Origin of the sequence: Brevundimonas naejangsanensis (genome assembly GCF_000635915.2) — a bacterium.
In the GTDB taxonomy this organism is placed as follows: Bacteria; Pseudomonadota; Alphaproteobacteria; order Caulobacterales; family Caulobacteraceae; genus Brevundimonas; species Brevundimonas sanguinis.
On the sequence record NZ_CP015614.1, the window covers coordinates 2,392,501 to 2,419,499 of the forward strand.

Here is a 26,999-nt window from a genome sequence, read left to right on the forward strand (position 1 = left end):
ATGGGCACGGCGGGCATGAAGGCCTCGCTGATCAGTCGCGAAGTCGTCGCTGATTCCATCGAACTGGCCATCGAGGGCCATCAGCTGGACGGCGTCGTCTGCATCGTCGGCTGCGACAAGACGATTCCCGCTGCGGCCATGGCCCTGGCCCGCATGGATATCCCCGGCCTGGTCTATTACGGCGGCACCATCCTGCCCGGCGTCATCGGCACGAAGGAAGTCTCGGTCCAGGAGGTGTTCGAGGCCATCGGCGCCCACGCCGCCGGCGCCCTGTCCGACGAGGGCCTGAAGGCGGTCGAGAGCGCGGTCTGCCCGGGCGCCGGCGCCTGCGGCGGCCAGTTCACCGCCAACACCATGGCCATGGCCCTGTCGATGATGGGCATCAGCCCCATGGGGGCCAATGACGTGCCCGCCGTCGATCCGGCCAAGGGCGCGGAAGGCGAACGTTGCGGCCGCCTGATCGTCGAGCGCGTCTTCGCCGGCGACACCGCCCGCAAATACATCACCCGCGCCAGCCTGAAGAACGCCGCCGTCGCGGTCTCGGCCTCGGGCGGCTCGACCAACGCCGTCATGCATCTGACCGCCATCGCCGCCGAGGCCGGCGTCGACTTCGGCATCGAGGACTGCCACCAGGCCTGCGTCGAGGCCCCGGTCATCTGCGACCTGAAGCCCGGCGGCCGCTTCCTGGCCTCGCACCTGTTCGCGGCCGGCGGCACCCGCCTGGTCGCCCAGCGGCTGGCCGAGGCCGGCAAGATCATCAATACGCCGACCGTCACCGGCCGCAGCTTGTTCGCCGAGGCCGCCGAGGCCGAAGAGACGCCGGGCCAGCAGGTCGTCACCAGCATGGACGCCCCCGTCATGGCGCGCGGCTCCTACGCCGTCATCTATGGCGACGTGGCCCCCGAGGGCGCCGTCATCAAGCTGACCGGCCACAAGGTCGACCGTTTCGAAGGTCCCGCCGCCGTTTTCGACTGCGAGGAAGACGCCTTCCACGCGGTTCAGGACGGCTCGGTCGGCGAAGGCGACGTCATCATCATCCGCTACGAAGGCCCCAAGGGCGGTCCCGGCATGCGCGAGATGCTGCAAGTCACCGCCGCCCTGAAGGGCCGCAAGATCGAGAACGTCGCCCTGCTGACCGACGGTCGCTTCTCGGGCGCATCCTACGGCTTCGTCGCCGGCCACGTCTCGCCCGAAGCGGCGGCGGGCGGCCCCATTGCTCTCATTCGCGATGGCGATCCGATCGTCATCGACGTCACCAACCGCCGGATCGATGTGCTCGTCGATCTGGAGGCGCGCCGGGCGGACTTCGCCCCCAACCGGGTCCGTCCGGCGCAAGGCGTTTTCGCGAAATACCGCGCCGCCGTCGCCTCCGCCTCGCAAGGGGCCGTGACCATTCCCAATCCGCCGCCGGCCCAAACGCCTGCGACCTATTCCAACGCCCCAATCCCAAAAGACAAGATCTCTGAGGACGCCTGACCCATGGCCATCACCATCTACACCAATGAAGACATCAAGCCGGGCGCCATCGCCGGCCAGCGCATCGCCGTCATCGGCTATGGCTCGCAGGGTCGCGCCCACGCCCAGAATCTGAAGGATTCGGGCCACGACGTGATCGTCGGCGTTCGCCAGGGCGGCACGGGATGGAAGCACGCGACCGCCGACGGCGTCCCCACCGCCGAACCGGCCGAGGCCGTTCGCGGCGCCGACATCATCGCCATCCTGACGCCCGACATGATCCAGAACGAGATCTATCGCGACGTCATCGAGCCGAACGCCAAGCCAGGCGCCGCCCTGCTGTTCGCGCACGGCTTCTCGATCATCTACGACCGCATCACGCCGCGCGACGACATGGACGTCATTCTGGTGGCGCCCAAGGGGCCGGGCGATCTGGTCCGTCGCGAGTTCGCGCGCGGCCGGGGCGTGCCCAGCCTGTTCGCCATCGAGAAGGACGCGACCGGCAAGGCGCGCGACCGCGCCATGGGCTACGCCAAGGGAATCGGCGGCGCGACCGGCGGCCTGCTTGAGACCTCGTTCCGCGAAGAGACCGAGACCGACCTGTTCGGCGAACAGGCCGTCCTGTGCGGCGGCGCCAAGGAGTTGGTCATCCAGGGCTTCAACACCCTGGTCGAGGCCGGCTACCAGCCCGAGATCGCCTATTTCGAATGCCTGCACGAGCTGAAGCTGATCGTGGACCTGTTCTACGAAGGGGGCATCTCCAAGATGCACCACTTCATCTCGGAAACGGCCAAATGGGGCGCTGTCGCCTCTGGCCCGCGCGTCATCACCGATGAGACCCGCGCCCGCATGAAGACCATTCTGGACGAGATCCAGAGCGGCCAGTTCGCGCGCGAATGGATCGCCGAGAACGAGGCGGGCAAGCCGAAATACGAGGCCCTGCTGACCGAGGACCGCGCCAGCCAGATCGAACAGGTCGGCGCCCGTCTGCGCGACCGCATGGCCTGGCTGCAGACGGCCAAACAGGCCGCCGCCTGACCCTCTGTATATATAAAGAGAGACTGACCCGATGAGCGCCGCCGCGCCCGCCCTGAAAACCGCTTCCGCCCCGGCCGTCATGACCGGCGCGCGCCTGCTTGTCTCCAGCCTGGAGCGGATGGGCGTAGAGGTGGTGTTCGGCTACCCCGGCGGCGCCATCATGCCGATCTACGACGCCCTGACGGGCTCGTCGCTGAAGCACATACTGGTCCGCCACGAACAGGCCGCCGCCTTCGCCGCCGACGCCTATGCGCGGCTGAGCGGCCGGGTCGGGGTCTGTATGGCGACCTCGGGCCCCGGCGCCACCAATCTGATCACCGGCATCGCCAACGCGATGATGGATTCGGCGCCGATGGTCTGCATCACGGGCAATGTCCCGCAAGGGATCATGGGCACCGACGCCTTTCAGGAGATCGACATCCTGGGCGTCACCCTGCCGATCGTGAAACACTCCATCCTGGTCCGTGACGCGGCCGAGATCCCGGCCGCCATCGAACAGGCTTTCCACATCGCCGCCTCGGGTCGCCCCGGTCCCGTGCTGGTCGACCTGCCCAAGGATGTCCAGTTCGCCGAAACGGTCGCCCCGTTCGGCTTCAACATTCCCAATGAGACGGCCGCCGCCGATCCCGACGCCATCGCCGAGGCCGAGCGCTTCATCCGCACGTCTGAGCGCCCGCTGATCTACATCGGCGGCGGGGTGAAGATTGGCCGCGCGACCGAAGCATTGCGCGCCTTCGCCGAGACCACCGGCATTCCCGCCGTCGCCACCCTGAACGCCCTGGGCACGGTGCCGACCGACGCCCCCGGCTTCCTGGGCATGCTGGGGATGCATGGGACGCGCGCGGCCAATGAGGCGGTCCAGGCCTCCGACCTGCTGATCGTCATGGGCGCCCGCTTCGACGACCGCGCCACCGGCAAGCTGGCCGAGTTCGCCCCCCACGCCCGCGTCGTCCACTTCGACGCCGACGCCTCGGAGATCGGCAAGCTGCGCGAGACCCACGTCGCCGTCGGCGGCGAGATTCGCCCGGCCATCGAGGCCCTGACCGAACGCATGGCGACCGCCCCGCTAGCGATCGATCCGTGGGTCATCCGCTGCGCCTCGGCGGCCGCGCGTCACGCCCCCCGCTATGACGCGCCCGGCGAAGGCGTCTACGCCCCCACCCTGCTGAAGCAGCTGTCCGAAATGGCGGGCGACCGCTTCGTCGCCGCCTGCGATGTCGGCCAGCATCAGATGTGGGCCGCCCAGCACTGCCGCTTCGTCCGGCCCGAAGCCCACATCACCTCGGGCGGTCTGGGCGCGATGGGCTTCGGCCTGCCCGCCGGTCTGGGCGCCCAGATGGCCGACCCGGACGCCATCGTCGTCACCATCGCCGGCGACGGCGGCTTTATGATGAACGTTCAGGAGCTGGCCACCCTGCGCCGCTACGGCGTGCCGCTGAAGATCGTCCTGCTGGACAACAGCTCCCTGGGCCTGGTCCGCCAGTGGCAGGAGCTGTTCTTCGCCGAGAACTATTCCGAGATCGACCTGTCCGACAATCCGGACTTCGTGAAGGTGGCCGAGGCTTTCGGCGTCGAGGCCTTCCGCATCGACCGCCGCGATCAGGTTGAGGCTGGTCTGGCCCGCCTGCTGGCCGCCAAGGGCGCCTGTCTGGCCCACGTCGTCATCGACCCCAAGGAAAACGTCTGGCCGCTGGTCCCGCCGGGCAAGAGCAACGCTGAAATGATGGAAGGCGCATGAGCATGAGCGACACCATTCACATCCAGATCGACCGGGCCGACGGCTCGCTTCAGCGTCTTATCGGCCTGGTGGAGCGCCGCGGCTTCCACATCGACGGCATCAACATGGCCGATGAGGGCGCCATGCGCCGCATCGCCCTGACCGTTCGCGGGCGCGACGCCGCCCGCTCCATCGACACCCTGGGCCGCCAGATCGACCGCCTGATCGGCGTCGCGCGCATCCAGGCGCAAACCTTCCAGTCCGAGGCCGCGTAATGTCCCGAGTAGACCGAGTATCCAGAACCGCCGAGATTGCGGCCGATCCCAACCGGGTCATCATCTTCGACACTACCCTGCGCGACGGCGAACAGGCGCCGGGCTTCTCCATGTCGGCCGAGTCCAAACTGAAGATGGCCCATGTCCTGCGCGACCTGGGTGTGGACGTGATCGAGGCCGGCTTCGCCGCCGCCTCGCCGGGCGACGAGGAATGCATCCGTCGCGTGTCAGGCGAGGTCGAGGGGCCGGTCTTCGCCTCCCTGTCGCGCGCCAACGAGAAGGACATCGACGCCTCCTTCCGCGCCCTGGCCCCGGCGCCGAAATCGCATCGTCGCTGCCACGTATTTCTGGCCACCAGCCCGATCCACCGCTCGGCCAAGCTGCGCATGAGCACCAACGAGGTGCTGGCCACCATCTCGCGCACGGTGGCATACGCCGCCTCCCTGTTCGACGACGTGGAGTTCTCGGCCGAGGACGCCTTCCGCACCGAGCCGGAGTTCCTGGCCGAGGCCCTGATGGCCGCCGCCGACGCAGGCGCCCAGACGCTGAACGTGCCCGACACCGTCGGCTACGCCACGCCCGAGGAATCGCGCCAGCGCTTCGCCTATCTGGACGGCATCATCCGCCCGCGTCACGCCGACATCATCTTCTCGTCCCACGCCCACAACGACCTGGGCCTGGCGGTCGCCAACTCCCTGGCCGCCGTCGAAGGCGGCGCCCGTCAGATCGAAGGCGCCGTCAACGGCATCGGGGAACGGGCCGGCAACGCCTCCATCGAGGAGGTCATCATGGCCCTGCGCACCCGCGCCGACCGCTATGGCGTGACCGTCGCCGCCGAGAGCCGCCATCTGGTCCGCTCGTCCGAGACCCTGCGCGAAGTGACCGAGAGCGTCATCGCCCGCAACAAGGCCATCGTCGGCCTGAACGCCTTCGCCCACGAAGCGGGCATCCACCAGCACGGCATGATGGCCGACAGCCGCACCTACGAGATCATGCGCCCCGAGGACGTGGGCTTTGAGGGCAGCTATTTCGTCCTGGGCAAACACTCCGGCCGCCACGCGGTCGGCAAGCGCGCCGAGGCCCTGGGCCACGCCCTCGAAGGCCAGCGCCTGGCCGAGGTCTTCGCCGGCTTCAAGCGCCGCGCCGACGAGATCGGCGAGATCAACGACGCCGAACTGACCGCCATCATCGCCGCCGTCACCGCCCCCCAACAGGACAAGACCTATGCAGCCGCTGGCTAAGAACATCTGGATCAACGGCGAACTGACGGCGTGGGAGAACGCCACCGTCCACGTCATGAGCCACGCCCTGCACTACGGCACCTCGGTGTTCGAGGGCATCCGCGTCTATGACACGCCGAACGGCCCGTGCGGCTTCCGCCTGACCGACCATGTGCGCCGCCTGTTCGACAGCGCGCGCATCTATCACTTCCCCATGCCCTACGCCGAGGACGAGCTGGTCCAGGCCTGCAAGGACGTGGTCCGCGCCGAGGGCCTGCGCTCGGCCTATCTGCGGCCGCTGGCCTTCCTGGGCGAGTGCGGCATGGGCGTCAGCCCCTCGCCCGAGGCGATCCGCAGCGATGTGATGATCTCGGCCTTCGCCTGGGGCGCCTATCTGGGCGAGGAGGCGCTGGAGAAGGGCGTCGACGCCTGCATCTCCAGCTGGAACCGCGTGGCGCCGAACACCGTCCCGGCGGGCGCCAAGGCGGGCGGCAACTATCTGTCTTCCTATCTGATCGGGCGTGAGGCCCGCGTGCGCGGCTTCGGCGAGGGCATCGCCCTGGGCGCCGACGGCCTGCTGTCCGAGGGCGCGGGCGAAAACCTGTTCATCGTCAAGGACGGGGTGCTGATGACCCCGCCCGCCGCCGCCTCCATCCTGCAGGGCATCACCCGCGACAGCGTGATGAAGCTGGCGCGCGGCCTGGGCTATGAGGCGCGCGAACAGGTGCTGCCGCGCGAGGCCCTTTATGTCGCAGACGAGGTCTTCATGACCGGCACGGCGGCCGAGATCACCCCCGTCCGCTCCATCGACGGCATCATGACCCGCGCAGGCGGCCCCGGCCCGGTGACCAAGGCGGTCAACAAGGCCTTCCGCGGCCTGTTCGACGGCGCCACGCCCGACCGCTTCGGCTGGCTGGAGCCCATCGGCGAGGCTGAAAACGCCGCCCCGGCCAGGGAGCGCGCCCATGAGCCAGCCTAAGACCCTGTATCAAAAGGTGTGGGACCGGCACGTCGTCGTGCCGGAAACCGCCGAGACGCCCGGCGTCATGTATGTGGACCTGCACCTGGTCCACGAAGTTACCTCGCCTCAGGCCTTTTCCGAAATCGAGGCGCGCGGACTGAAGGTCCGCCGCCCCGACCGCACCTTCGCCACCCTGGATCATTCGACCCCCACCCTGCCTGCCGGGCCGGACGGGACGCTGCCCTATGTCACCGAACAGGCGCGCAGACAGGTTGAGACGCTGGAGGCCAACTGCGCCCGCCACGGGATCGAACTGGCCGGCTGGGGCTCGGACCAGCGCGGCGTCGTCCACGTCATGGGACCGGAACTGGGCCTGACCCAGCCGGGCATGACCGTCGTCTGCGGCGACAGCCATACCGCCACCCACGGCGCCTTCGGGGCGCTGGCTTTCGGCATCGGCACCTCGGAAGTCGGTCACGTGCTGGCGACCCAGTGCCTGTTGCAGCGTCGGGCCAAGGCCATGCGCGTGACGATCAACGGGCACCTGCGCCCCGGCGTCTCCGGCAAGGACATGGCGTTGGCCGTCATCGCCGCCATCGGCTTCGGCGGCGGCACCGGCTACGTCATTGAATATGCAGGCGAGGCCGTGCGCGCGCTGGACATGGAAGGGCGCATGACCCTGTGCAACATGTCCATCGAGGCGGGCGCGCGCGCCGGCATGATCGCGCCGGACCAGACCACCATCGACTGGCTGCGCGGCCGTCGCCACGTCCCCGCTGATTACGAAGCCGCCGCCGCCGGCTGGCTGGGTCTGGCCTCCGACCCCGGCGCGGTCTTCGACAAGGAGGTCGTGCTGGACGGCGCCGCCATCCGCCCGATGGCCACCTGGGGCACCACCCCCGACGCGGGCGCCCCCGTCGGCGCGCCCGTGCCGCAGCCGCGCTCGGCCTCGGACCAGAAGGCCATCGACTACATGGGCTTCACCGCTGGAGAGGCGACCACCGGCCACAAGGTCGACGTCGTCTTCATCGGCAGCTGCACCAACGGCCGCCTGCCCGACCTGCGCGCCGCCGCCGACGTCCTGCGCGGCCGCAAGGTCCAGCCGGGCGTGCGGATGCTGGTCGTTCCCGGATCGGAGGCCGTGCGCCGCGACGCCGAGGCCGAAGGTCTGGACAAGGTCTTCACCGAGGCGGGCGCCGAATGGCGCATCCCCGGCTGCTCCATGTGCATCGCCATGAACGGAGACTTCGTCGCCCCCGGCCAACTGGCCGTCTCGACCTCCAACCGCAATTTCGAGGGCCGTCAGGGCAAGGGCGCCCGCACCATCCTGGCCAGCCCCGCCACCGCCGCCGCCAGCGCCGTGGCCGGAGTGCTGACCGACCCGCGCGCCTATCTGGAGGCCCCCATCCATGCCTGAGGCTTTCAAAGTTCTGACGTCGAAGACCCTGACGCTGAGTCAGGCCAACATCGACACCGACCAGATCATCCCCGCGCGCTTCCTGACCACCACGACGCGCGAAGGCCTGGGCGCTCAGGCCTTCTATGACTGGCGCTATGAGGCCGACGGGTCGCCCAAGCCGGAATCGGTGCTGAACCGCATCGACCCGACCGAGCACCGCATTTTGCTGGCGGGGCCGAACTTCGCCTGCGGCTCTTCTCGCGAGCACGCGCCCTGGGCGCTGCTCGACTACGGCTTCCGGGCGGTGATCTCGACCGAGATCGCCGACATCTTCACCTCCAACGCCCTGAAGAACGGCTTTTTGCCCATCGTCGTCGATCAGGCCGTCTGGGACGATCTGGCCGCCCACCCGGAGCAGCCGGTGACCATCGACCTGGAGGCGGGCGAGATCCGGCGCGGCAACGTCCCCGCCGTGCCGTTCAAGGTCGAGGCCTTCGCCCGCCAGTGCCTGCTGGACGGCGTCGACGCCCTCGGCTGGCTTCAGTCGAAACTGCCTTACGTCGCCTCCTACGAACGCCTGCGCGAAGACACCTATCAGCCGGAGACCGCCTGATGACCGCCCATGACACGCCTGCCGCCGCCCGCGCCTTCAACATCGTCGTCCTGCCGGGCGACGGCGTCGGACCGGAGGTGGCCTTGGCCGCCCAGCGGGTGCTGACCTGCATCGGCGACATCTACGGCCACCGCTTCGACTTCACCGAACACCTGATCGGCGGCGCCGCCATCGACGCCGTCGGCGAGTCCCTGCCGGAAGAGACCAAGGCCGCCTGCATCGCCTCGGACGCCGTGCTGCTGGGGGCCGTCGGCGGGCCCAAGTGGGACGGCGCCCCGGTGCGCCCCGAACAAGGTCTGCTGGCCATCCGCAAGGCGATGGGTCTGTACGCCAACCTGCGCCCGCTGCAGGTCTCGCCTGTGCTGGCCCACCGCTCGCCGCTGAAAAAGGAGATCGTCGAGGGCGTCGACCTGATCGTCTTCCGCGAGTTGACCAGCGGCGTCTATTTCGGCGAGCGCACCCGGACTGAAACCTCGGCCTCGGACCTGTGCGTCTATACGGTCGAGGAGATCGAGCGCGTCGCCCGCGCCGCCTTCCAGGCCGCCGAGCAGCGGCGCGGCAAGGTCACCTCGGTCGACAAGGCCAACGTCATGGAGACCAGCCGCCTGTGGCGCGAGGTCGTCACCCGCATCCACGCCGAGGAATATCCGCAGATCACCCTGGAGCACGCCCTGGTCGACTCCATGGCCATGCACCTGATCCGCAAGCCGCGCGACTATGACGTCATCCTGACCGAGAACATGTTCGGCGACATCCTGTCGGACGAGATTTCGGTGCTGGGCGGCTCCATCGGCCTGCTGCCCTCGGCGTCGCTGGGCGCCAATGGACCCGGCCTGTTCGAACCGATCCATGGCTCGGCGCCGGACATCGCCGGACAGGACCTGGCCAATCCCGTCGGCATGGTGCTGTCGGCCGCCATGATGCTGCGCCACAGCTTCCAGCTGGAGGATGAGGCCGATTCCATCGAGGCGGCGGTCGCGGCCGTCCTGGCCTCGGGCGCCGTCACCGCCGATCTGGGCGGGGCGCTGGGCACGGTCTCGGCCACCCGCGCCATCGTCGACGCCATCCGCGCCATCCACTGGGCGGCGGCGCGTCATGTGCCGATGCACTGGGCCTGACGGTCTAGAGCGTTTGAACCACGAGATGCGGGCGTCAGCCCGCCTCTTTTCACGTCAGCCGTCGACCAGACCCTGCAGGGCGTCGGCCATGCGCCCGGCCAGGGAGGCCTTCTGCGCCTCGTCCAGGTTGGAGAAACCGTCCGACAGCTCCCGGCTGATCGCCATGCCCATGATCAGCCCGGCCGCCAGACGCGCCCGGACCGGGGCGTCCTCACCGCCGATCCACTGGGTCAGGGGCTCGAAGAAGCGGCTGTTGGTGGTGTGCTGGACCACGTCCATCGCCTTGGACGAACCGATGGAGCGCAGCAGGATCAGCAAGCCTCGCATGCGGCCGCTGCCGTCGTCCGGCGCGCAGGCGGCGGCCTCGCCATAGACGATCTCTCGCGCCAACCTCTGGCCGAAGTCGTCGCGCGGCCCATCCATCAGATCGCGCCCGTTCTTGCAGCTGTCCAAGACGGCCACGAACAGATCTTCCTTGGAGCCGAAGTATCGGCTGATCAGCGCCGCATCGACGCCGACGTCGCGCGCTACGTCGCGCATGCCGACGTCATCATAGCTTTCAGCGCAAAAGCGTTCGCGCGCCGCTTCCAGGATGGCCTGGCGGGTGGCGTTGGCGTTACGCGGCCGGGGAACGTCGCAAAGGACCAATTGGTCGCACTCCAATAAACCTTACGGACTATATGGCCTTGTCATCAGGCGTTGACAAGCGAAGCAATCGGCGTCTTTAAGTCAGCCGGTGTTGACTGGACGCCTCCTCCCCAATGAGCGCACAGTCCTGTGGATAAAAAACGACTCCCAAGGAGAATGCGCCGATGCGCACGGTGAAGATCGCGGCCGCGTCCGTCATGATGGCGGCCGCCCTCTATGGCTGTTCCAAGGGCCAGGAGGCGCCCGCCCAGGGCGCGCCCCCCGTCACGGTGGCCACGCCCCTGTCGCAACAGGTGGTTGACTGGGACGAGTTCACCGGGCGCTTTGAAGCGACCCGCTCCGTCGATGTGCGCGCCCGCGTGGGCGGCTACATCCAGTCCGTCCACTTCAAGGACGGCGACTTCGTGCGCCAAGGCCAACTGCTGTTCACCCTGGATCCGCGCCCGGCCCAGGCCGCCCTGGCCGCCGCCCGCGCCCAGCTGGCCCAGGGCCAGGCCCAGTTGACGCTGGCCCGCACCGAACTGGCCCGCGCCGAAGGCCTTCTGGCCTCTCAGGCCGTGTCCCAGGCCGAGGTCGACGCCAAGCGCGGCGCTGTCCAGACCGCCGAGGCCGCCATGGCCGCCGCCAACGCCGCCATCCGCGCGCGTCAGCTGGACGTCGAGTTCACCCGCGTCACCGCTCCCATCTCGGGCCGCGTGTCCGACCGCCGGGTCGACCCCGGCAACCTGATCGGCGGCGGCTCTTCGGCCGGCGACGTGCTGACCACCATCGTCTCGTCGTCGCCGATCTACTTCGTCTTCGACGGCTCCGAGGCCCTGGCGCTGAAGTATCAGCGCGACGCCCGAAATGGTTCGGCCCCGATCCGCATCCGCCTGCAGGACGAGACCGCCTATGACCGCACCGGAACGCTGGACTTCACCGACAACGCCATCGACGCGTCGTCGGGCACCATCCGGCTGCGCGCCGTGGTCCAGAACGCCGACGGCTTCCTGAAGCCGGGCATGTTCGGCCACGCCCAACTGGCCGGCTCGGGCGGTTACGCCGCCATGCTGGTGCCTGACGCCGCCGTCGTCACCGATGGTCCGCGCAAGGTGGTCTATGTCGTCGCCAAGGACGGCACGGTCGGCGCCAAGCCGGTCCAGCTGGGACCGATCGCCAACGGTCTGCGTGTCGTGCGCACGGGTCTGACGCCCGACGACCGCGTCATCATCAACGGCCTTCAGCGCGCCCGTCCGGGCCAGAAGGTCACCGCCCAGAACGGAACCATCAAGGCCGAGGAAGCCAAGGCCGACGCCCCCGTGACCTCGGCCCCCGTCGCCTCGTCCGCCACCTTCGTCGCCAGCGCCGGCTGAGGAGGAGGCTCACGGGCCGGAACCTGATTCATGAACATCTCCCGCTTCTTCATCGACCGACCGATCTTCGCGATCGTGATTTCGGTCTTCATCACCCTGGTCGGCGCCTTCGCCATGCCGATGCTGCCGTTGGCGCAGTATCCGGACATCGCCCCGCCGACGATCAGCGTCAGCGCCTCCTACGCGGGCGCCTCGGCTGAGACCCTGTCCGAAACGGTCGCCGCGCCGCTCGAGCAAGAGATCAACGGCGTCGAGAACATGCTCTACATGACCTCGTCGTCCACCTCGGACGGCCGGGTCAGCGTGACCGTGACCTTCCAGCCGGGCACCGACCTCGACACCGCCCAGGTGCTGGTTCAGAACCGGGTCGCCCTGGCCGAGCCGCGCCTGCCGGCGCAGGTCCGTCAGGTCGGCGTCATCGTCAACAAGGAGTCGACCGGCTTCCTGATGCTGGCCTCGCTGACGTCCGACGATCCGGGCATCGACAGCGACTATCTGGGCAATATGGCCCAGTCGACCATCCGCGACCGCCTGCTGCGCATCGACGGCGTCGGCGGCGTCCAGGTCTTCGGCGGCGGCAACTACGCCATGCGCATCTGGATCGATCCGGCCAAGGCAGCCGCGCGCGACCTGACCGCGCCCGAGATCATCGCCGCCCTGCAGGCCCAGAACGTCCAGGCCGCGGGCGGGTCGATCGGCCAGCCCCCCTTCCCGACCAACGCCGCCGCCTTCGAGCTGCCGGTTCAGGTCGAGGGCCGTCTGGCGGCCCCCGAAGAGTTCGGCAAGGTGGTGCTCAAGACCGACGCCAAAGGCCGCGTGACCCGCGTCAGCGATATCGCCCGCGTCGAACTCGGCTCGGAAATCTACGGCGTCGAAGGCTATTTCAACGGCCAGCGCGGCGTCGGCGTCGCCATCATCCAGCAGCCCGGCTCCAACGCCCTGTCGACGGCCAACAAGGTCATCGCCGAGCTGGACGCCATCAAGGCCGACTTCCCGCCGGGCGTGAAATACGCCATCCCCTACAACCCCACGGAATACGTCGCCGCCTCGGTCTCGGCCGTGGAACACGTGCTGATCGAAGCCGTCTTCCTGGTGATGATCGTCATCCTGGTCTTCCTGCAGACCTGGCGCGCGGCCATCATCCCGATCCTGGCCATCCCGGTCGCCCTGGTCGGCACCTTCGCGGTGCAGCTGGCGCTGGGCTATTCGATCAACTCCCTGTCGCTGTTCGCCCTGGTTCTGGCCGTCGGCATCGTCGTCGACGACGCCATCATCGTGGTCGAGAACGTCGAGCGCTACATCCGCGAGGGCCTGACCCCCAAGGAAGCCGCCTATCGGTCGATGCAGGAAGTGTCGGGCGCCCTGGTCGCCATCTCCCTGGTGCTGACCTCGGTGTTCGTGCCGACCGCCTTCGTGCCCGGCATCCCCGGCATCTTCTTCCGCCAGTTCGCCGTCACCATCGCCTCGGCGACGCTGATCTCCCTGCTGGTGTCGCTGACGCTGTCGCCCGCCCTGTCGGCCCTGCTGCTCAAGCCGCACAAGGACCACGACGAGAGCCGCAAGCCGGGCCTGATCGGCACGATCGCCTATTACCTCGGCTGGGCCGGGGCCAAGTTCAACGAAGGCTTCGACTGGGTGTCGGACCGCTACGGCCGCCTGACGGCCCGGCTGATCCGCATGGTCACGGTCATGCTGGTCATCTACGCCGCCCTGCTGGCCCTGACCGGCTGGCGCATGGCCGACACGCCCACCGGCTTCATCCCGGCGCAGGATCAGGGCATCCTGATCGGCGTCGTGCAGTTGCCGCCGGGCGCCTCGCTGGAACGCACCAAGGCGGCCATGAACAAGGCGGTCGACATCGTCCGCAAGTCCGACGGCGTTCAGGAAGTCACCGCCTTCGCCGGTCTGGACGGCTCCAGTTTCTCCATGTCGTCCAACGCCGCGACCATGTTCATCAAGCTGAACGACTACGACCAGCGCACCACCCCCGCCCTGGAGGCCTCGGCCCTGGCCGGCGCGCTCAGCGGGGCGACGGGCGTCATCGAGGAAGCCAGCATCTTCATGCTGTCGCCCCCGCCCGTTCAGGGTCTGGGCACCGGCTCGGGCTTCAAGATGATGATCCAGGACCGCTCGGGTTCGGGCTTCAAGGCTCTGGAGGGCGCGACCTTCGCCATGATGGGCGCCGCCGCCCAGATGCCGGATGAGGTCCAGCAGGTCTTCAGCCTCTACAACACCGGCTCTCCGCGCATCGCCGCCAGCGTCGATCGCGACAAGGCCCTTCTGATGGGGGTTCAGCCGTCGACCGTGTTCAGCACCCTGGGCACCTACCTCGGCTCGACCTACGTCAACGACTTCAACTTCCTGGGCCGCACCTTCCGCGTCACCGCCCAGGCCGAGCCCGCCTATCGCGACGAGCTGGCCGACATCGCCAACCTGAAGGTCCGTTCGGCCTCTGGCGGCATGGTGCCGATCGGTTCGGTGGCCACCCTGGCCGATGATTCCGGCCCCTCGCGCGTGGTCCGCTACAACCTGTTCCCGGCTTCGGAACTGCAGGGTGAAGCGGCGCCGGGCGTGTCTACCGGCGACGCCATCGCCGCGATGGAGGAACTGGCGGCCAAGACCCTGCCCGAGGGCTTCGGCTACGAATGGACCGAACTGGCCCTGCAGGAGAAGGCGGCGGCCGGCGGCTCGACCATCATCTTCCTGATGGCGGTGGTGTTCGTCTTCCTGGTGCTGGCCGCCAACTATGAGGCCTTCACCCTGCCGCTGGCGGTCATCCTGATCGTGCCCATGTGTATCCTGGCGGCCATCCTGGGGGTGAACCTGCATGGTCTGGACAACAACATCCTGACCCAGGTCGGTCTGGTGGTCCTGATCGCCCTGGCCGCCAAGAACGCCATCCTGATCGTGGAGTTCGCCAAACAGGCCGAGGACAACGAAGGCCTCGACCGCTGGCAGGCCGCTGTTCAGGCCGCCCGTCAGCGCCTGCGTCCGATCCTGATGACCTCGTTCGCCTTCATCTTCGGCGTGCTGCCTCTGGCCATCGCCTCGGGCCCCGGCTCGGAGATGCAGAACGCGCTGGGCATCGCGGTCGTCTATGGAATGCTGGGGGTGACCTTCTTCGGTCTGATCTTCACCCCGGTCTTCTATGTCATCTGTCGCTGGATGGCGGGCAAGCTGCCCAAGGCGCCGGGCAAGCAGCGCGAGCTGCCCACCAGCTTCGGCTCCACGCCGCACGACCCCTTTGACCCCGACGGCCCGGAACCGGCTCCCGCCGCTCCGCGCCAGGGAGATGCGTAAAATGAACGGCAAACTCCGCACTCTGCTGACCGCCGCGGGGTCGGCCGCCCTGCTCGCCGCCTGCGCGGTGGGTCCCAAGGCGCCGCTCCCGACGATCCCGGCCGAAGGCCAGGGCGCCTTCATCGGCTCGCAATCCGCCTCGGTTTCGACCGAGGCGGCCCGCGACGACTGGTGGCGGCTGTATCAGGATCCGACGCTGGACGGTCTGATCCAGCAGGCCCTGACCGAGAACAACGAGCTGGAGGCAGCCGCGGCCAATCTGCGCGCCGTCCGCGCCTCGCTGTCCGAAGCCCGCTCGGGCCGGTTCCCGACCACCACGGCCTCCGCCGCTTACAACCGCAGCCGGGCCTCGACCGACACCGTGCCCACGGCCAACGGCGCTAAGCTGCCGGAAGTCGACACCTACGATGCCGGCCTGGACGTGGCCTATGAGATCGACCTGTTCGGTCGGGTGGAGTCCTCCATCCGCGCCGCGCGGGGGGATGTGGCCGCCGCCGCCGCCGCGCTGGAAGTCGTGCGGGTGACCGTCGCCGCCGAAACGGCCCGGGCCTACGCCGACACCTGCTCGGCCAACGCCCAGATCGCCGTGGCCGAGCGGACCATCGACCTGCAGGCCCAGACCGTCGATCTGACTCAACGTCTGCTGGACGGGGGCGCCGGCAACGGCCTGGACGTGGCCCGCGCCCGCGCCGCCCTGGAGCAGACCCGCGCCAGCCTGCCGCCCCTGCGGGCGGCGCGCGACGGCGCCCTGTTCCGTCTGGCGACGCTGACCGGCCGCACCCCGGCCGAGGCCAGCGAGGCGGCCCGCGCCTGCCAGTCGCCGCCGCAACTGTCGCAGCCGATCCCGGTCGGAGACGGCGCCGCCCTTCTGGCGCGTCGTCCCGACGTGCGTCAGGCGGAAGCCCGCCTGTCGGCCGCCGCCGCCCGCGTCAACGTCGCCACCGCCGGCCTTTATCCCAGCATCCGTCTGGGCGGGTCGCTAGGCTCGACGGCGCTCGACGCCTCGGATCTGGGCGAGAGCGCCAATATGCGCTTCAGCGTCGGCCCGCTGATCTCCTGGTCCTTCCCCAACGTCTGGGCGGCCCGGGCGCGGATCAAACAGGCGGGAGCCCAGTCGGACGCGGCCCTGGCGACCTTCGACCAGACCGTGCTGACGGCGCTGCAGGAGACCGAGACGGCGCTCAGCGCCTACGCCAACGAACTGGACCGCCGCACGGCCCTGCGCACCGCGCGGGATCAGGCGGCCACGGCGGCGCGCCTGTCGCGCCTGCGCTTCGACGCCGGCGCCGACAGCTTCCTGACGGTGCTGGACGCCGAGCGGACCCTGGCCGGCGCCGACGCCGCCCTGGCCGCCTCGGAAGCCCAGGTCACCACCTACCAGATCGGCCTGTTCAAGGCCCTGGCGGGCGGGTGGGATCAGGCGCCCGATCCCGAAGCCTGAGCCTAGGCCTCAAGCTGACACTGAGACGCCCGGCTGGTTCGCCCGCCGGGCGTTTTCTTTGCCGCTTCTTCCGTCACCCGCAACATCCAGTGAATATTATTCATTATCGTCGCGATTTTTAACGGCTCGGTCGAATAATCCTCGCCACAATCTTGGCTCCGTCGAGGATCTTGCGGTAGGGAGACCGGGTGACCTCCTCCGCGCCTCTCCTTCAAGCCTCTCAGGGCGCCGCCTCCCCTGCCGCCGCCCTGGCCCAGGCCCGCCGGGTGGTGGTCAAGATCGGCTCATCCCTGCTGTTCGACGCCGATCAACGCGCCGTCGCCGCCGACTGGCTGGCCAGCCTCGCCGCCGATATCGCCGAACTGCGCCGCCAGGGCCGCGACGTCATCGTCGTTTCCTCCGGCGCCGTGGCGCTTGGACGCGGTCGGCTCAACCTCTCGCCCAGCCGTCTGCAGGACAAGCAGGCCGCCGCCGCGGTGGGTCAGTCCCTGCTGATGCACGCCTGGGAAGAGGCGCTGGCGCCCCACGGCCTGATGGCGGGGCAGATCCTGCTGACCCGCGACGACACCGAACGGCGCCGCCGCTGGCTGAACGGCCGCGCGACGCTCGAGGCCCTGCTGGCCCACGGCGTCGTCCCTGTGGTCAACGAGAACGACACCGTCGCCACCGAAGAGATCCGCTACGGCGACAACGACCGCCTGGCCGCCCGCGCGGCTCAACTCGGGCGAGCCGATCTGCTGGTCCTGCTGTCCGACGTGGACGGCCTCTACACCGCCGATCCGCGCCGCGATCCGGACGCCCGCCATCTCCCCCTGATCGAGCGCCTGACGCCCGACGTTCTGGCCATGGCCTCAGGCGCCAACGCCCAGGCCGGGGTCGGCACAGGCGGCATGGCGACCAAGCTGGCGGCGGCCCAGATCGCCGCCTCGGCCGGTTGCGCGACCGTCATCGCCTCGGGTCTGACCGACTACCCGTTGAGGGCGGTGCTGGACGGCGCCCGCGCCAGCCTGATCCTGGCGCCCGCCACGCCTCTGGCCGCGTGGAAACAGTGGATCGCGGGCAGCGTGGCGCCCGGCGGCGCCCTGACGCTGGATGCGGGGGCCGTCGCCGCCCTGCGTGCAGGGAAGAGCCTGCTGCCCTCGGGCGTCGTCGCCGTCAGCGGCGACTTCGGCAAGGGCGACAGCGTGCGCTTGACCGGGCCTGACGGCGCGCGACTTGGCGTCGGTCTGGCGTCCTATGCGGCCGATGAGATCGCCCTGATCCGCGGCCGCCATTCCGACGCGCTCGAAAGCCTGCTCGGCTATCGCGGCCCCTCGGTCGTCATCCACCGCGACGACCTGGTTCTGGAGGACCGATGAGCGACCTCAACGCCGCCATGCTGGACATGATGATCGACATGGGTCGCCGCGCCCGCGCCGCCGCCGAGTCCTTACGCGCCACGACGCCGGACGCCCGCACCGAGGCCCTTCATCGACTCGCCGAAGCCCTGCGCGCCGCCGAGGCCGACATCCTGTCCGCCAACGCTCGCGACGTGGCCCGCGCCCGCGACGCCGGCCTGTCCGAGGCCCTGATCGACCGCCTGGCCCTGACCCCCGCCCGCGTCGAGGGCATGGCCGCCGCCGTCGAGGCCATCGCCGCCCAGCCCGATCCGGTCGGCGGCGAAATAGCGCGCTGGACCCCGGCCAACGGTCTGGACATCGCCCGTGTGCGCACCCCCATCGGCGTGCTGGCCGTCATCTACGAGAGCCGCCCGAACGTCACCGCCGACGCCGCCGCCCTGTGCCTGCGCTCGGGCAACGCCGCCATCCTGCGCTGCGGCTCGGACTGCCTGGAGTCGTCGCGCGCCATCGCCGCCGTGGTGCGCAGCGCCGTGGCCGAGGCGGGCCTGCCCGTCGACGCGATCCAGCTGGTGCCCGTGCCCGACCGCGCGGCCGTGGGCGCCATTCTGGCTGGCCTCGACGGCGCCGTCGACCTGATCATCCCGCGCGGCGGCAAGAGCCTGGTCGCCCGCGTTCAAGCCGAGGCCAAGGCGCCGGTGCTGGGCCACCTTGAGGGCCTGTGCCACACCTATCTGGACGCTGGCGCTGATCTGGACGTCGCCCGCCGCGTGACCCTGAACGCCAAGATGCGCCGCGTCTCGGTGTGCGGCGCGACCGAAACTCTGCTGGTCGACCGTGCGGCGGCCGAGCGCCTGCTGCCCGCCGTGGCCGCCGACCTGACCGCCGCCGGATGCGAACTGCGCGGCGACGCCGAAGCGCGCGCCCTCGTCCCGGGCATGACCGAGGCGACCGAGGCGGACTGGACGACAGAATACCTGGCGCCGATCCTGTCGGTGCGCGTGGTGGGCGGCGTCGACGGCGCGCTCGACCACATCCGCCGATACGGCTCGGGCCACACCGAGGCCATCGTCACCACCGACGAAAAAGCCGCCGGACGCTTCGCCGAGGGCGTCGACAGCGCCATCGTCCTGATCAACGCCTCAACCCAGTTCGCCGACGGCGGCGAGTTCGGTTTCGGCGGCGAGATCGGCATCTCGACGTCAAAGCTGCACGCCCGCGGCCCCGTCGGGGCGGAGCAGCTGACCACCTACAAATATGTGGTGCGCGGCGAAGGGCAGACGCGGCCCTGAAACAAACGCCACGCCTTTCCCTCCCCGTCCCGGGGAGGGTGGCTGGGCCCGTCTGGGCGAGGCCGGGTGGGGGCGGCAAGGCTATTCAGGCGCTGACACATCAAGCGCCGCGCCCTTATCACCATGCCCTCCCCACTCGGTCGCTTCGCGACCACCCTCCCCGGGACGGGGAGCGAGAGGCGAGCGCCGCCTATTTCCGCTCCGGGAGCGCATAAGCGATCACATAATCCCCGCGCGGCGTCTCCATGAAGTGATGGCCCCCGGCCATGATCACCAGATACTGCCGCCCGTTCTGCTCATAGACCATCGGATTGGCCTGACCGCCCGCCGGAAGCACGTCCGACCACACCGTCTTGCCCGTCTCGATGTCGATGGCCCGGATCAGGTCGTCCGTCGCGGCGGCGATGAAGATCAGCCCGCCCGCCGTCACCGCCGAGCCGCCGTTGTTCGGCGTGCCGATCTCCAGCGGCAGCATGGAGGGAATGCCGAACGGTCCGTTCTTGCGCGCCGTGCCGAACGGACGATCCCACAGGGTGCGGCCGCTCTTCAAATCGATGGCCCGCATCCCGCCATAGGGCGGCTGTTTGCACAGCAGGCCGGTGAACTTGACCCGCCAGCCCGCATTGACGTCGATGGCGTAGGGCACGCCCATCTGCGGATCGCCCGCGCCCTCGGCCTTGGACTTCGACAGATTGCCGCCGCGGTTCGCCGCCTCCTTCTCGCGCTCGATGTAGCGAGGGTCGTCGCGCGGGAACCAGCCCAGACGGTCGGCCTCGGCGCGGGGCACCAAGCGGTTGTGATTGGGCATGTCGTTGTAGTTGGCGACGATCACGCCGCGCGCCGGGTCGACCGCCACCCCGCCCCAGTCCGAGCCGCCGTTGTAGCCCGGGTACTGGATCCAGTGGCGATCCGCCGTCGGCGGGGTGAAGTAGCCGTCATAGGCCGCCTGACGGAACTGGATGCGGCAGACCATCTGGTCGATCGGCGACATGCCCCACATGTCACGCTCGGTCAGGTCGGCCTTTCTCAGCGTGTGGAACAGGGAGAAGGGCTGGGTCGGGCTGCGCTGCGACGGCTCGACGCCGCCCTGCGGCACGCGGCGCTCCTCCACCTTGTGCAGCGGCTGGCCGGTGCGGCGGTCCAGAATATAGAGGTCGCCCTGTTTGGACGGCAGGATCACCGCCGGAACCAGGGTCCCGTTGACCGGCATGTCGACCAGGGTCGCCTGCGAGCCCAGGTCGTAATCCCAGACGTCCTTGCGCACCGTCTGGAAATGCCAGCGCGGCTTGCCCGTGGTCACGTCCAGCGCGACCAGCGAGGTCGAATATTCATTCTCCGCCGGACGGCGCAGGCCGGAATAGTAGTCGGCCGAGGAGTTGCCCATCGGCAGGAAAACCAGGCCGAGCGCCTCATCGGCTGTCGCCGTGGTCCACATATTGGGCGTGCCGGGCGTATAGGTCTCGCCCTCGGGCGGCAGGGTCGTGATGTCCGGACGCATCATGTCCCAGGCGAAGCGCAGCTCGCCCGTCATGGCGTCGAAGCCCTGGATCACGCCCGAGGCGTTCCAGCGCTTCTGCCCGTCCAGCACCTGATGGCCGGTCACCACCACCCCGCGCACGATCACCGGCGCCGAGGTGATCGACACCATGCCCGGATAGGGGTCGCCCATGCCGTGCTTGATGTTGACCTCGCCGTTGGTTCCGAACCCGGCGCAGGGCGCGCCCGTGCGGGCGTCCACGGCCACCAGTCGTCCGTCCAGCGTGCCCTCGATGATGCGCGTCGCGCAGGGCTGGGCCGCGTCGACATTCGGCGCGGCGTAATAGGTCACGCCCCGGCAGGCGGCGGTGTAGGGGATCTGATCGTCCGCGACCTTGGGATCATAGGTCCACTTCTGCTTGCCCGTCGCCGCATCGACCGCGAACAGCCGGTTGCGGGCCGAGCATAGATAAAGGGTGTCGCCGATCTTCAGCGGGGTCGTCTCAGCGCCCCAGCGCTCATCCGGCAGGTCGCCGGTGCGGAAGGTCCAGGCGCGCTGCAAGCCCTTCACATTGTCCTTGGTGATCTGGGTCAGCGGCGAATAGCGCTGGGCGCTGTCAGAGCCGCCCCAGGCGGGCCAGTCGGCTCCGACCTTCAGCACCGCCGGGTCGCCCGCGCCGCCGTTCGCGGCGCCGGGAACGGGGCTCAACACCCTGGCCTTGTTGGCCTGAGCCACCACCACGCCGGAAATCAGGCCCAGGACGACAATGGCCGCCAGGCCGCTCAGCGCCAGCCGACCGCCGCCTCCGTCGCGCTTCAACACCGGCAGGCTGACGACCACGGCGATCAGCAGCACCAGCGGCGCCACGACGCGCGGGACGAGGGCCCAGCCGTTCAGCCCGACCTCCCACAGCGCCCAGACGACGGTGCCGATGAAGATGGCGACATAGAGCCAAGCGCCCACGGGTCTGAGCAGGGCCAGAAGCCCCCCCGACACGATCATCAACAGGCCGACGATCAGATAATAGGCCGATCCGCCCAGCATGATCAGCTGGCCCCCGCCGATGGTCAGCGTCAGTCCGATCAGGGCGATGACAATGCCCAGAAGCCTTACCAGGACGCTGCCGAATCCGCGTCCGCGCTCGATGGATGGCATCTCGCCCCTCCTGTTCCCGCAGCTTGGCCTTGAAAGGACGCAACACGCGAACAGCCGCGACGTTCCGTCGCGCCCCCGGGAAGGCGGCGCGCCTGGGCGACGCGCATGAAAAAAGGGCCGCTCGCCCCATGACGAACGGCCCTTGCAGATTTCGGCCCTCTGACCTTACTGGCGCGCCATCTGGCTCGACAGGATCAGATCCAGCTGTTGGCGCACATGGGGGGTCAGTTCCTCGACGCCCCAGCCGTCATAGGCGGCGTAACGGAAGTTGGAGATGAAGGTGTCCCAGATCATGCGCGGCAACAGGGTCTGGTCGATGTCCTGGCGCAGTTCGCCTTCGCCGACCGCCGCCTGCAGCAGATCCTGGATCCACAGCACGAGCGGCCCGACGAACGCGCGCGACCGTTGATCGGCGTCTTCCGGCTGGAACCAGGAGCGCGCGATCATCGCCTGCATCAGCGGCAGATGTCCCAGCGAGCGATGATAACCGGCCGTCAGGGCGGCGGTCAGCCGATCCGTGACGCGGCCTTCAACGCCCGCAGCCCCGGTCCGCATGTCGTTCAGCAGGCCTTCCATTTCCTCGGAAAAGACCGTCTCGAACAGTTCCGCCTTGTCCTGGAAGTTGGCGAAAACCGCGCCGGTCGACATTCCGGCGCCCTTGGCGATGTCCCGAATCGTCGCGGCGTCATAGCCGCGCTCTGCGAACAGGGCCCGCGCCGCATCCAGCACCTTGAGGCGTGTGCGAACCTTCGCCGCCTGACGGCGATTCATCCGCGGAGGAGCGACATTTTCGACGGTTTCGGCAAGAGAGGGGGAGGGCACGCGCATAAACAGGTGGCTCTGGGCTTAAATGGGCGGCGCGCTCGCCAATCCGGACCGCGTCGTTCGACCCGGCCCGAACCTGAAGACGACGGGCGCCCCTGAAACTAAGGGCGAACTTTCATCACCGAACAATGACCAAAATGGGTCACATCTCGAAAAAACCTCTGCCGGACCCTTGCAGCGCAATCAAGAAGACTACGCAATTATACGAATACCCGCCGCACCATGTTACAATGACCGGCGCCTGCTCGGCGAAACTTTACTCTTACAGACCTCTATTGCAGCTTCGGCGCGTATCCGGCGGCCTCTAAGGCCCCCGCCTCCGCCCAGCCCTCGCCCTCTGGATGAATTTTTTTTAAGACAGGGGCCTGCGCTTCCAGCCTAGGGTTCGTACCTGACGCCGCGAGGCTGAAAACGAGGAAACCTTGATGAAGAAACTGCTTGTAGGCGTCGCCGCTGTCGCCCTTCTGGCGCCGGGCGCCGCCCTGGCGGGCGATGGTCACGACCATGCCTGCATCGACGACGTCTGCACCGTCTTCGAACTGTTCCAGACCCCGGCCGCCGAAGGCGGCGCTTCGGGCTGGCAGGGAACCGAGGCGCCGAAATACGGGACCTGGGGCTTCGACCTCAACGGTCGCGACACCTCGGTGAAGCCGGGCGACAGCTTCTTCCGCTACGCCAACGGCGCCGCCTTCGACAAGCTGACCATCCCGTCGGACCGCACCTCCTACGGCTCCTTCCCCCTGCTGCGCGAACTGTCCGACAACCGGATGAAGGAACTGATTCACGATTTGGCGGGCCGCACGGATCTGGCGGCCGGATCCGACGAGCAGAAGATCGCCGACGCCTACCGCTCCTACATGGACGAGGCGCGCATCGAGGCGCTGGACGCCCAACCGCTGCAGCCCTTCCTGGCCGCCATCCGCGCCGCCGACACCCACGAGAAGATCGCCGCCTATATGGGCCAGACCCAGGGCCGCGTCGGGTCGTCCTTCTTCGGCACAGGCATCACCATCGACCAGAAGAACCCGAACCGCTACGTCGTGGCCACCGGCCAGTCGGGCCTGGGGATGCCCAACCGCGATTACTATCTGGACGCCCGCTTCGCCGACAAGAAAGAGAAGTACCAGGCCTATATCGAGCGGATGCTGACCAACATCGGCTGGGACGACCCCGCCGGCTCGGCCGCCGCCATCATCGCCCTGGAAGACCAGATCGCCCAGGCGCATTGGACGCCGGTGGAAAGCCGCGACCGCGACAAGACCTATAATGAATACTCGATCCAGGCCCTGGCCGCCGATGCGCCGGGCTTTGACTGGAACGGCTATTTCAACGCCGCCGGCCTGGGCTCGATCGACCGCCTGATCGTGCGTCAGAACACGGCCATGCCCAAGATCGCCGCCGTCTTCGCCCAGACGCCGGTGGCCACCCTGCAGGCCTGGCAGGCCTTCCACACCACCGACGATGCGGCGGGCGCGCTGTCCAAGCGCTTCTCCGACGCCCAGTGGGAGTTCCGTTCGCGCGACCTGTCGGGCCAGCCCGAACAGCGCAGCCGTGAAAAGCGCGCCATCAGCTTCGCCGAGGGCGCCCTGGGCGAGGCGGCGGGTCGTCTGTACGTCGCCGAATACTTCCCGGCCGAATCCAAGGCCAAAATGGAAGAGTTGGTCGCCAACCTGCGCACCGCCCTGTCGCACCGCATCGACAACCTGACCTGGATGGGCGCCGAGACCAAGGCGGCGGCGCAGGAGAAGCTGCAGAAATTCACCGTCAAGATCGGCTACCCGAACAAGTGGCGCGATTATTCGGGCCTAGAGATCAAGGCCGACGACCTGTTCGGCAACAGCCAGCGCATGGGCCAGTTTCAGTGGAACTATCGCCTGTCGCGCCTGGACCAGCCGGTCGACAAGGACGAGTGGGGCATGACCCCGCAGACGGTGAACGCCTATTACAACTCGGCCAATAACGAGATCGTCTTCCCGGCCGCCATCCTGCAGCCGCCCTTCTTCGATCCGGACGCGGACCCGGCCGTCAACTACGGCGGCATCGGCGGCGTGATCGGCCACGAGATCGGCCACGGCTTCGACGATCAGGGCTCCAAGTCCGACGGCGACGGCGTGCTGCGCAACTGGTGGACCGAAGAGGACCAGGCCAATTTCAAGGCCCTGACTGCGCGCCTGGGCGCCCAGTATGACGAGTTCGAGCCCCTGCCCGGCTTCCACGTCAACGGCGGCCTGACGATGGGCGAGAACATCGGGGACGCCGCCGGCACGGCGGTGGGCCTGGAGGCCTACCACCTGTCGCTGAAGGGCCAGCCGGCGCCGGTGATCGACGGCGTGACGGGCGACCAGCGCTTCTTCTACGGCTGGGCTCAGGTCTGGCAATCGAAGTACCGCGAGGACGCGCTGAAGAACCAGATCGCCACCGATCCGCACAGCCCGGCCGAGTTCCGCGTCATCGGCCCGGTGCGCAATATCGACGCCTGGTACGAAGCCTTCGGCGTTAAGCCCGGCGACAAATACTACTTGGCCCCGGAAGATCGCGTCCGCATCTGGTAAGGACGCCGCCTGCTGAATGAAGAGGGCCGGAGCCGCAACGCTCCGGCCCTTTTTTCATGGCCGCCGCGCCGAAGCGCGCGCTCTCAAACACTCTTCGATAATTGTCGAGCTTCAGGCATGAAAAAGCCCGCTGCGGGGGATACATCGCAGCGGGCCTTCACGCTCTCTCAGGAGCGGACGTTTCCTCCCCGAAACGCCTTCAAGATGTCGCTGCGGCTCGCCGCTGCGCCTCTTGAGTGAGACCAAATGACGCCATTGGCCGGGGTGCGTCAACCAAGCGAGCGCCGAAAGCCTGCGCTTTTATGACTAAACGTTGATAAGTCACGACGTCGTCATGGATATTATCGAAGGTCATTCGATAATGGAGCGCACCACGGCCACCAGTTGATCGCGCGCCACGGTCTGCTGTCCGGGACGCTCGGCCTTCCAGGCGTCGTTGTCCGCGATGGCGGCGGCGCGGGCGCGTCCGGCGTCCAAATCCTTGATCGTCACCTGACCAGCGGCGATCTCGTCCCCGCCCAGGATGACGGCCGCCGGGGCCCCGCGACGGTCAGCGTACTTCATCTGCGCCTTCATGCCCGCCCGGCCCAGATAGAGCTCGGCGGCGATGCCCGCCGCGCGCAGTTCGGACACGGCGTCCAGATAGTGCTGCATGTCGTCCTCGGAGAAGACGATGGCCACCACCGGCCCGCGAGTCGCGTCCTCGGCGCCGCGTCCGGCCGCGCGCAGGGCCGAGGCCAGGCGCGACACGCCGAAGGAGAAGCCCGTCGCCGGGGTCGACTGACCGGTGAAGCGCGACACCAGGTCGTCATAGCGCCCGCCGCCGCCGATCGAGCCGAAGCGCACAGCCCTGCCCTTCTCGTCCTTGGTGTCGAGCAGCAGCTCGGCCTCGAACACCGCGCCGGTGTAATATTCCAGCCCGCGCACGATGGTCGGGTCGAACCGCACGTCGTCTTGCGCCACGCCCATGGCGGTCAGGGCGCGGTCGACGGCGGCCAGTTCCTTCAACGCCTCTTCGCCAGCGGCGCCCAAGGCGGCGCCGGACACGGCGTCCAGCACGCCCGCGCGGCTGAGCCCCGGCGTCTCGGCCGAGGCCAGGAAGGCTTCGATCGCGCCGATAACCGAGGCGGGCAGGTTCGCCCCCTTGGTATAGTCGCCCGACTCGTCCAGACGCCCCTCGCCCAGCAACAGGCGCACGCCCTCGACGCCCAGGCGGTCGTATTTGTCCACGGCGCGCAGGGCCGTCAGCCGCTGCACCGGATCGGCGATTCCGCCCGCGTCGAACAGGCCGTCGAACAGCTTGCGGTTGGAGACGCGGATCACCGCCTGCCCGGCCGCCAGGCCCGCCGCGCGCAGGCCCTCGCAGCCCATGGCGATGATTTCGGCGTCGGCCTCGGGCCGATCCGAGCCGACGGTGTCGGCGTCGCACTGCCAGAACTCGCGGAAGCGGCCGGGCCCCGGCTTCTCATTGCGCCACACCGGCCCATAGGCGTAACGGCGGAACGGCTTGGGCAGGGTCTCCCAGGTCTGCGCGGCGAAGCGGGCCAGCGGCGCGGTGTGGTCGTAACGCAGGGCCACCCACTGATCGTCGTCGTCCTGGAGGGCGAAGACGCCCTCGTTCGGACGGTCGGCGTCGGGCAGGAACTTGCCCAGCGCATCGGCGTATTCGAACGCCGGGGTCTCCAGCGCCTCGAAGCCCCAGCGCTCATAGACCTCGGACACGCGCGCGACGATGCGGCGCTCGGCGGTCAGGTCGCGGCCGCGACGGTCGGCGAACCCGCGCGGGGCGCGAGCTTCGGGGCGGTTGGAGGCTTCGTCGGTCAT

Annotated in this window: 19 protein-coding genes (1 of these 19 running past the window's edge); 15 read left to right on the plus strand and 4 right to left on the minus strand. The window is 68.8% G+C overall.

Features of this window, described 5'->3' with window-relative positions; all coding sequences use genetic code 11:
• The 9 genes in view from DA69_RS11510 to leuB are tightly spaced (at most 31 nt apart) and all read left to right on the plus strand, a layout consistent with a single transcriptional unit that may run on beyond the window.
• Positions 1 to 1,476: the 3' portion of a dihydroxy-acid dehydratase gene (locus DA69_RS11510; RefSeq protein ID WP_051582052.1), read on the plus strand. 279 nt of this gene lie to the left of the window's left edge; 1,476 of the gene's 1,755 nt are visible here — the last part of the coding sequence; the start codon falls outside the window, past its left edge; the stop codon is at positions 1,474 to 1,476.
• A 3-nt stretch (positions 1,477 to 1,479) separates the two neighbouring features.
• The gene (gene ilvC, locus DA69_RS11515) at positions 1,480 to 2,493 is read left to right on the plus strand and encodes a ketol-acid reductoisomerase (RefSeq protein ID WP_029972361.1); all 1,014 of its coding nucleotides are present in this window, start codon (positions 1,480 to 1,482) and stop codon (positions 2,491 to 2,493) included.
• Positions 2,494 to 2,524: 31 nt separating this feature from the next.
• A complete protein-coding gene (ilvG, locus tag DA69_RS11520; RefSeq protein ID WP_025976573.1) occupies positions 2,525 to 4,231 on the plus strand; it encodes an acetolactate synthase 2 catalytic subunit in 1,707 nt (568 codons plus the stop codon).
• Positions 4,232 to 4,233: 2 nt separating this feature from the next.
• Positions 4,234 to 4,485: an ACT domain-containing protein gene (locus DA69_RS11525; protein WP_025976572.1), complete on the plus strand. Its 252-nt coding sequence runs from the start codon at positions 4,234 to 4,236 to the stop codon at positions 4,483 to 4,485.
• Positions 4,485 to 5,726, plus strand: coding sequence for a 2-isopropylmalate synthase (locus DA69_RS11530; RefSeq protein WP_025976571.1), 1,242 nt, complete (start codon positions 4,485 to 4,487; stop codon positions 5,724 to 5,726). The genes DA69_RS11525 and DA69_RS11530 overlap by 1 nt, the downstream gene beginning before the upstream one ends.
• Positions 5,710 to 6,684 carry a branched-chain amino acid transaminase gene (locus DA69_RS11535; RefSeq protein ID WP_025976570.1) on the plus strand — a complete coding sequence of 325 codons (975 nt, stop codon included), beginning with the start codon at positions 5,710 to 5,712 and terminating at the stop codon, positions 6,682 to 6,684. Before DA69_RS11530 ends, DA69_RS11535 begins: the two co-directional genes overlap by 17 nt.
• Entirely contained in the window at positions 6,671 to 8,083 is a 1,413-nt protein-coding gene (gene leuC, locus DA69_RS11540; protein ID WP_025976569.1) for a 3-isopropylmalate dehydratase large subunit, read from the plus strand. The genes DA69_RS11535 and leuC overlap by 14 nt, the downstream gene beginning before the upstream one ends.
• The gene (gene leuD / locus DA69_RS11545; protein WP_025976568.1) at positions 8,076 to 8,678 is read left to right on the plus strand and encodes a 3-isopropylmalate dehydratase small subunit; all 603 of its coding nucleotides are present in this window, start codon (positions 8,076 to 8,078) and stop codon (positions 8,676 to 8,678) included. Before leuC ends, leuD begins: the two co-directional genes overlap by 8 nt.
• Positions 8,678 to 9,796, plus strand: coding sequence for a 3-isopropylmalate dehydrogenase (gene leuB, locus DA69_RS11550; RefSeq protein WP_025976567.1), 1,119 nt, complete (start codon positions 8,678 to 8,680; stop codon positions 9,794 to 9,796). The genes leuD and leuB overlap by 1 nt, the downstream gene beginning before the upstream one ends.
• 54 nt (positions 9,797 to 9,850) lie before the next feature.
• On the opposite strand, the gene DA69_RS11555 is transcribed toward leuB, so the two are convergent.
• Complete coding sequence (locus tag DA69_RS11555) at positions 9,851 to 10,459, minus strand: TetR/AcrR family transcriptional regulator (protein ID WP_051582051.1); 609 nt, start codon at positions 10,457 to 10,459, stop codon at positions 9,851 to 9,853.
• 149 nt (positions 10,460 to 10,608) lie between these two features.
• On the opposite strand from DA69_RS11555, the gene DA69_RS11560 reads away from it, so the two are divergent.
• The 5 genes from DA69_RS11560 (at position 10,609) to DA69_RS11580 (ending at position 19,166) form a co-directional block, all read left to right on the plus strand.
• Positions 10,609 to 11,796: an efflux RND transporter periplasmic adaptor subunit gene (locus tag DA69_RS11560; RefSeq protein ID WP_025976565.1), complete on the plus strand. Its 1,188-nt coding sequence runs from the start codon at positions 10,609 to 10,611 to the stop codon at positions 11,794 to 11,796.
• Between the two features lie 30 nt (positions 11,797 to 11,826).
• The gene (locus DA69_RS11565) at positions 11,827 to 15,096 is read left to right on the plus strand and encodes an efflux RND transporter permease subunit (RefSeq protein ID WP_025976564.1); all 3,270 of its coding nucleotides are present in this window, start codon (positions 11,827 to 11,829) and stop codon (positions 15,094 to 15,096) included.
• Between the two features lies 1 nt (position 15,097).
• Positions 15,098 to 16,537, plus strand: coding sequence for an efflux transporter outer membrane subunit (locus DA69_RS11570; protein ID WP_025976563.1), 1,440 nt, complete (start codon positions 15,098 to 15,100; stop codon positions 16,535 to 16,537).
• A 188-nt stretch (positions 16,538 to 16,725) separates the two neighbouring features.
• Entirely contained in the window at positions 16,726 to 17,895 is a 1,170-nt protein-coding gene (proB, locus tag DA69_RS11575; protein ID WP_025976562.1) for a glutamate 5-kinase, read from the plus strand.
• On the plus strand, positions 17,892 to 19,166 hold the full coding sequence (locus DA69_RS11580; RefSeq protein ID WP_025976561.1) for a glutamate-5-semialdehyde dehydrogenase: 1,275 nt from the start codon (positions 17,892 to 17,894) through the stop codon (positions 19,164 to 19,166). Before proB ends, DA69_RS11580 begins: the two co-directional genes overlap by 4 nt.
• A 190-nt stretch (positions 19,167 to 19,356) precedes the next feature.
• On the opposite strand, the gene DA69_RS11585 is transcribed toward DA69_RS11580, so the two are convergent.
• Positions 19,357 to 21,798, minus strand: a complete 2,442-nt coding sequence (locus DA69_RS11585) for a membrane-bound PQQ-dependent dehydrogenase, glucose/quinate/shikimate family (RefSeq protein WP_025976560.1) — start codon at positions 21,796 to 21,798, stop codon at positions 19,357 to 19,359.
• Between the two features lie 165 nt (positions 21,799 to 21,963).
• Complete coding sequence (locus DA69_RS11590; RefSeq protein ID WP_051582050.1) at positions 21,964 to 22,569, minus strand: TetR/AcrR family transcriptional regulator; 606 nt, start codon at positions 22,567 to 22,569, stop codon at positions 21,964 to 21,966.
• Positions 22,570 to 23,048: 479 nt separating this feature from the next.
• Here DA69_RS11590 and DA69_RS11595 point away from each other — a divergent pair, with 479 nt between their 5' ends.
• Positions 23,049 to 25,175, plus strand: a complete 2,127-nt coding sequence (locus DA69_RS11595) for a M13 family metallopeptidase (protein WP_025976558.1) — start codon at positions 23,049 to 23,051, stop codon at positions 25,173 to 25,175.
• Between the two features lie 351 nt (positions 25,176 to 25,526).
• Here DA69_RS11595 and hisS read toward each other — a convergent pair whose 3' ends face one another.
• Positions 25,527 to 26,999, minus strand: a complete 1,473-nt coding sequence (hisS, locus tag DA69_RS11600; protein WP_025976557.1) for a histidine--tRNA ligase — start codon at positions 26,997 to 26,999, stop codon at positions 25,527 to 25,529.

Coding starts and splice junctions, on each gene's coding strand:
- hisS (WP_025976557.1), bottom strand. CDS start 26,999: ATGACCGACGAAGCCTCCAACCGCCCCGAAGCTCGCGCCCCGCGCGGG.
- DA69_RS11590 (WP_051582050.1), bottom strand. CDS start 22,569: ATGAATCGCCGTCAGGCGGCGAAGGTTCGCACACGCCTCAAGGTGCTG.
- DA69_RS11560 (WP_025976565.1), top strand. CDS start 10,609: ATGCGCACGGTGAAGATCGCGGCCGCGTCCGTCATGATGGCGGCCGCC.
- DA69_RS11530 (WP_025976571.1), top strand. CDS start 4,485: ATGTCCCGAGTAGACCGAGTATCCAGAACCGCCGAGATTGCGGCCGAT.
- ilvG (WP_025976573.1), top strand. CDS start 2,525: ATGAGCGCCGCCGCGCCCGCCCTGAAAACCGCTTCCGCCCCGGCCGTC.
- leuC (WP_025976569.1), top strand. CDS start 6,671: ATGAGCCAGCCTAAGACCCTGTATCAAAAGGTGTGGGACCGGCACGTC.
- DA69_RS11525 (WP_025976572.1), top strand. CDS start 4,234: ATGAGCGACACCATTCACATCCAGATCGACCGGGCCGACGGCTCGCTT.
- leuB (WP_025976567.1), top strand. CDS start 8,678: ATGACCGCCCATGACACGCCTGCCGCCGCCCGCGCCTTCAACATCGTC.
- DA69_RS11565 (WP_025976564.1), top strand. CDS start 11,827: ATGAACATCTCCCGCTTCTTCATCGACCGACCGATCTTCGCGATCGTG.
- DA69_RS11570 (WP_025976563.1), top strand. CDS start 15,098: ATGAACGGCAAACTCCGCACTCTGCTGACCGCCGCGGGGTCGGCCGCC.
- DA69_RS11580 (WP_025976561.1), top strand. CDS start 17,892: ATGAGCGACCTCAACGCCGCCATGCTGGACATGATGATCGACATGGGT.
- leuD (WP_025976568.1), top strand. CDS start 8,076: ATGCCTGAGGCTTTCAAAGTTCTGACGTCGAAGACCCTGACGCTGAGT.
- DA69_RS11595 (WP_025976558.1), top strand. CDS start 23,049: ATGAAGAAACTGCTTGTAGGCGTCGCCGCTGTCGCCCTTCTGGCGCCG.
- DA69_RS11535 (WP_025976570.1), top strand. CDS start 5,710: ATGCAGCCGCTGGCTAAGAACATCTGGATCAACGGCGAACTGACGGCG.
- ilvC (WP_029972361.1), top strand. CDS start 1,480: ATGGCCATCACCATCTACACCAATGAAGACATCAAGCCGGGCGCCATC.
- DA69_RS11585 (WP_025976560.1), bottom strand. CDS start 21,798: ATGCCATCCATCGAGCGCGGACGCGGATTCGGCAGCGTCCTGGTAAGG.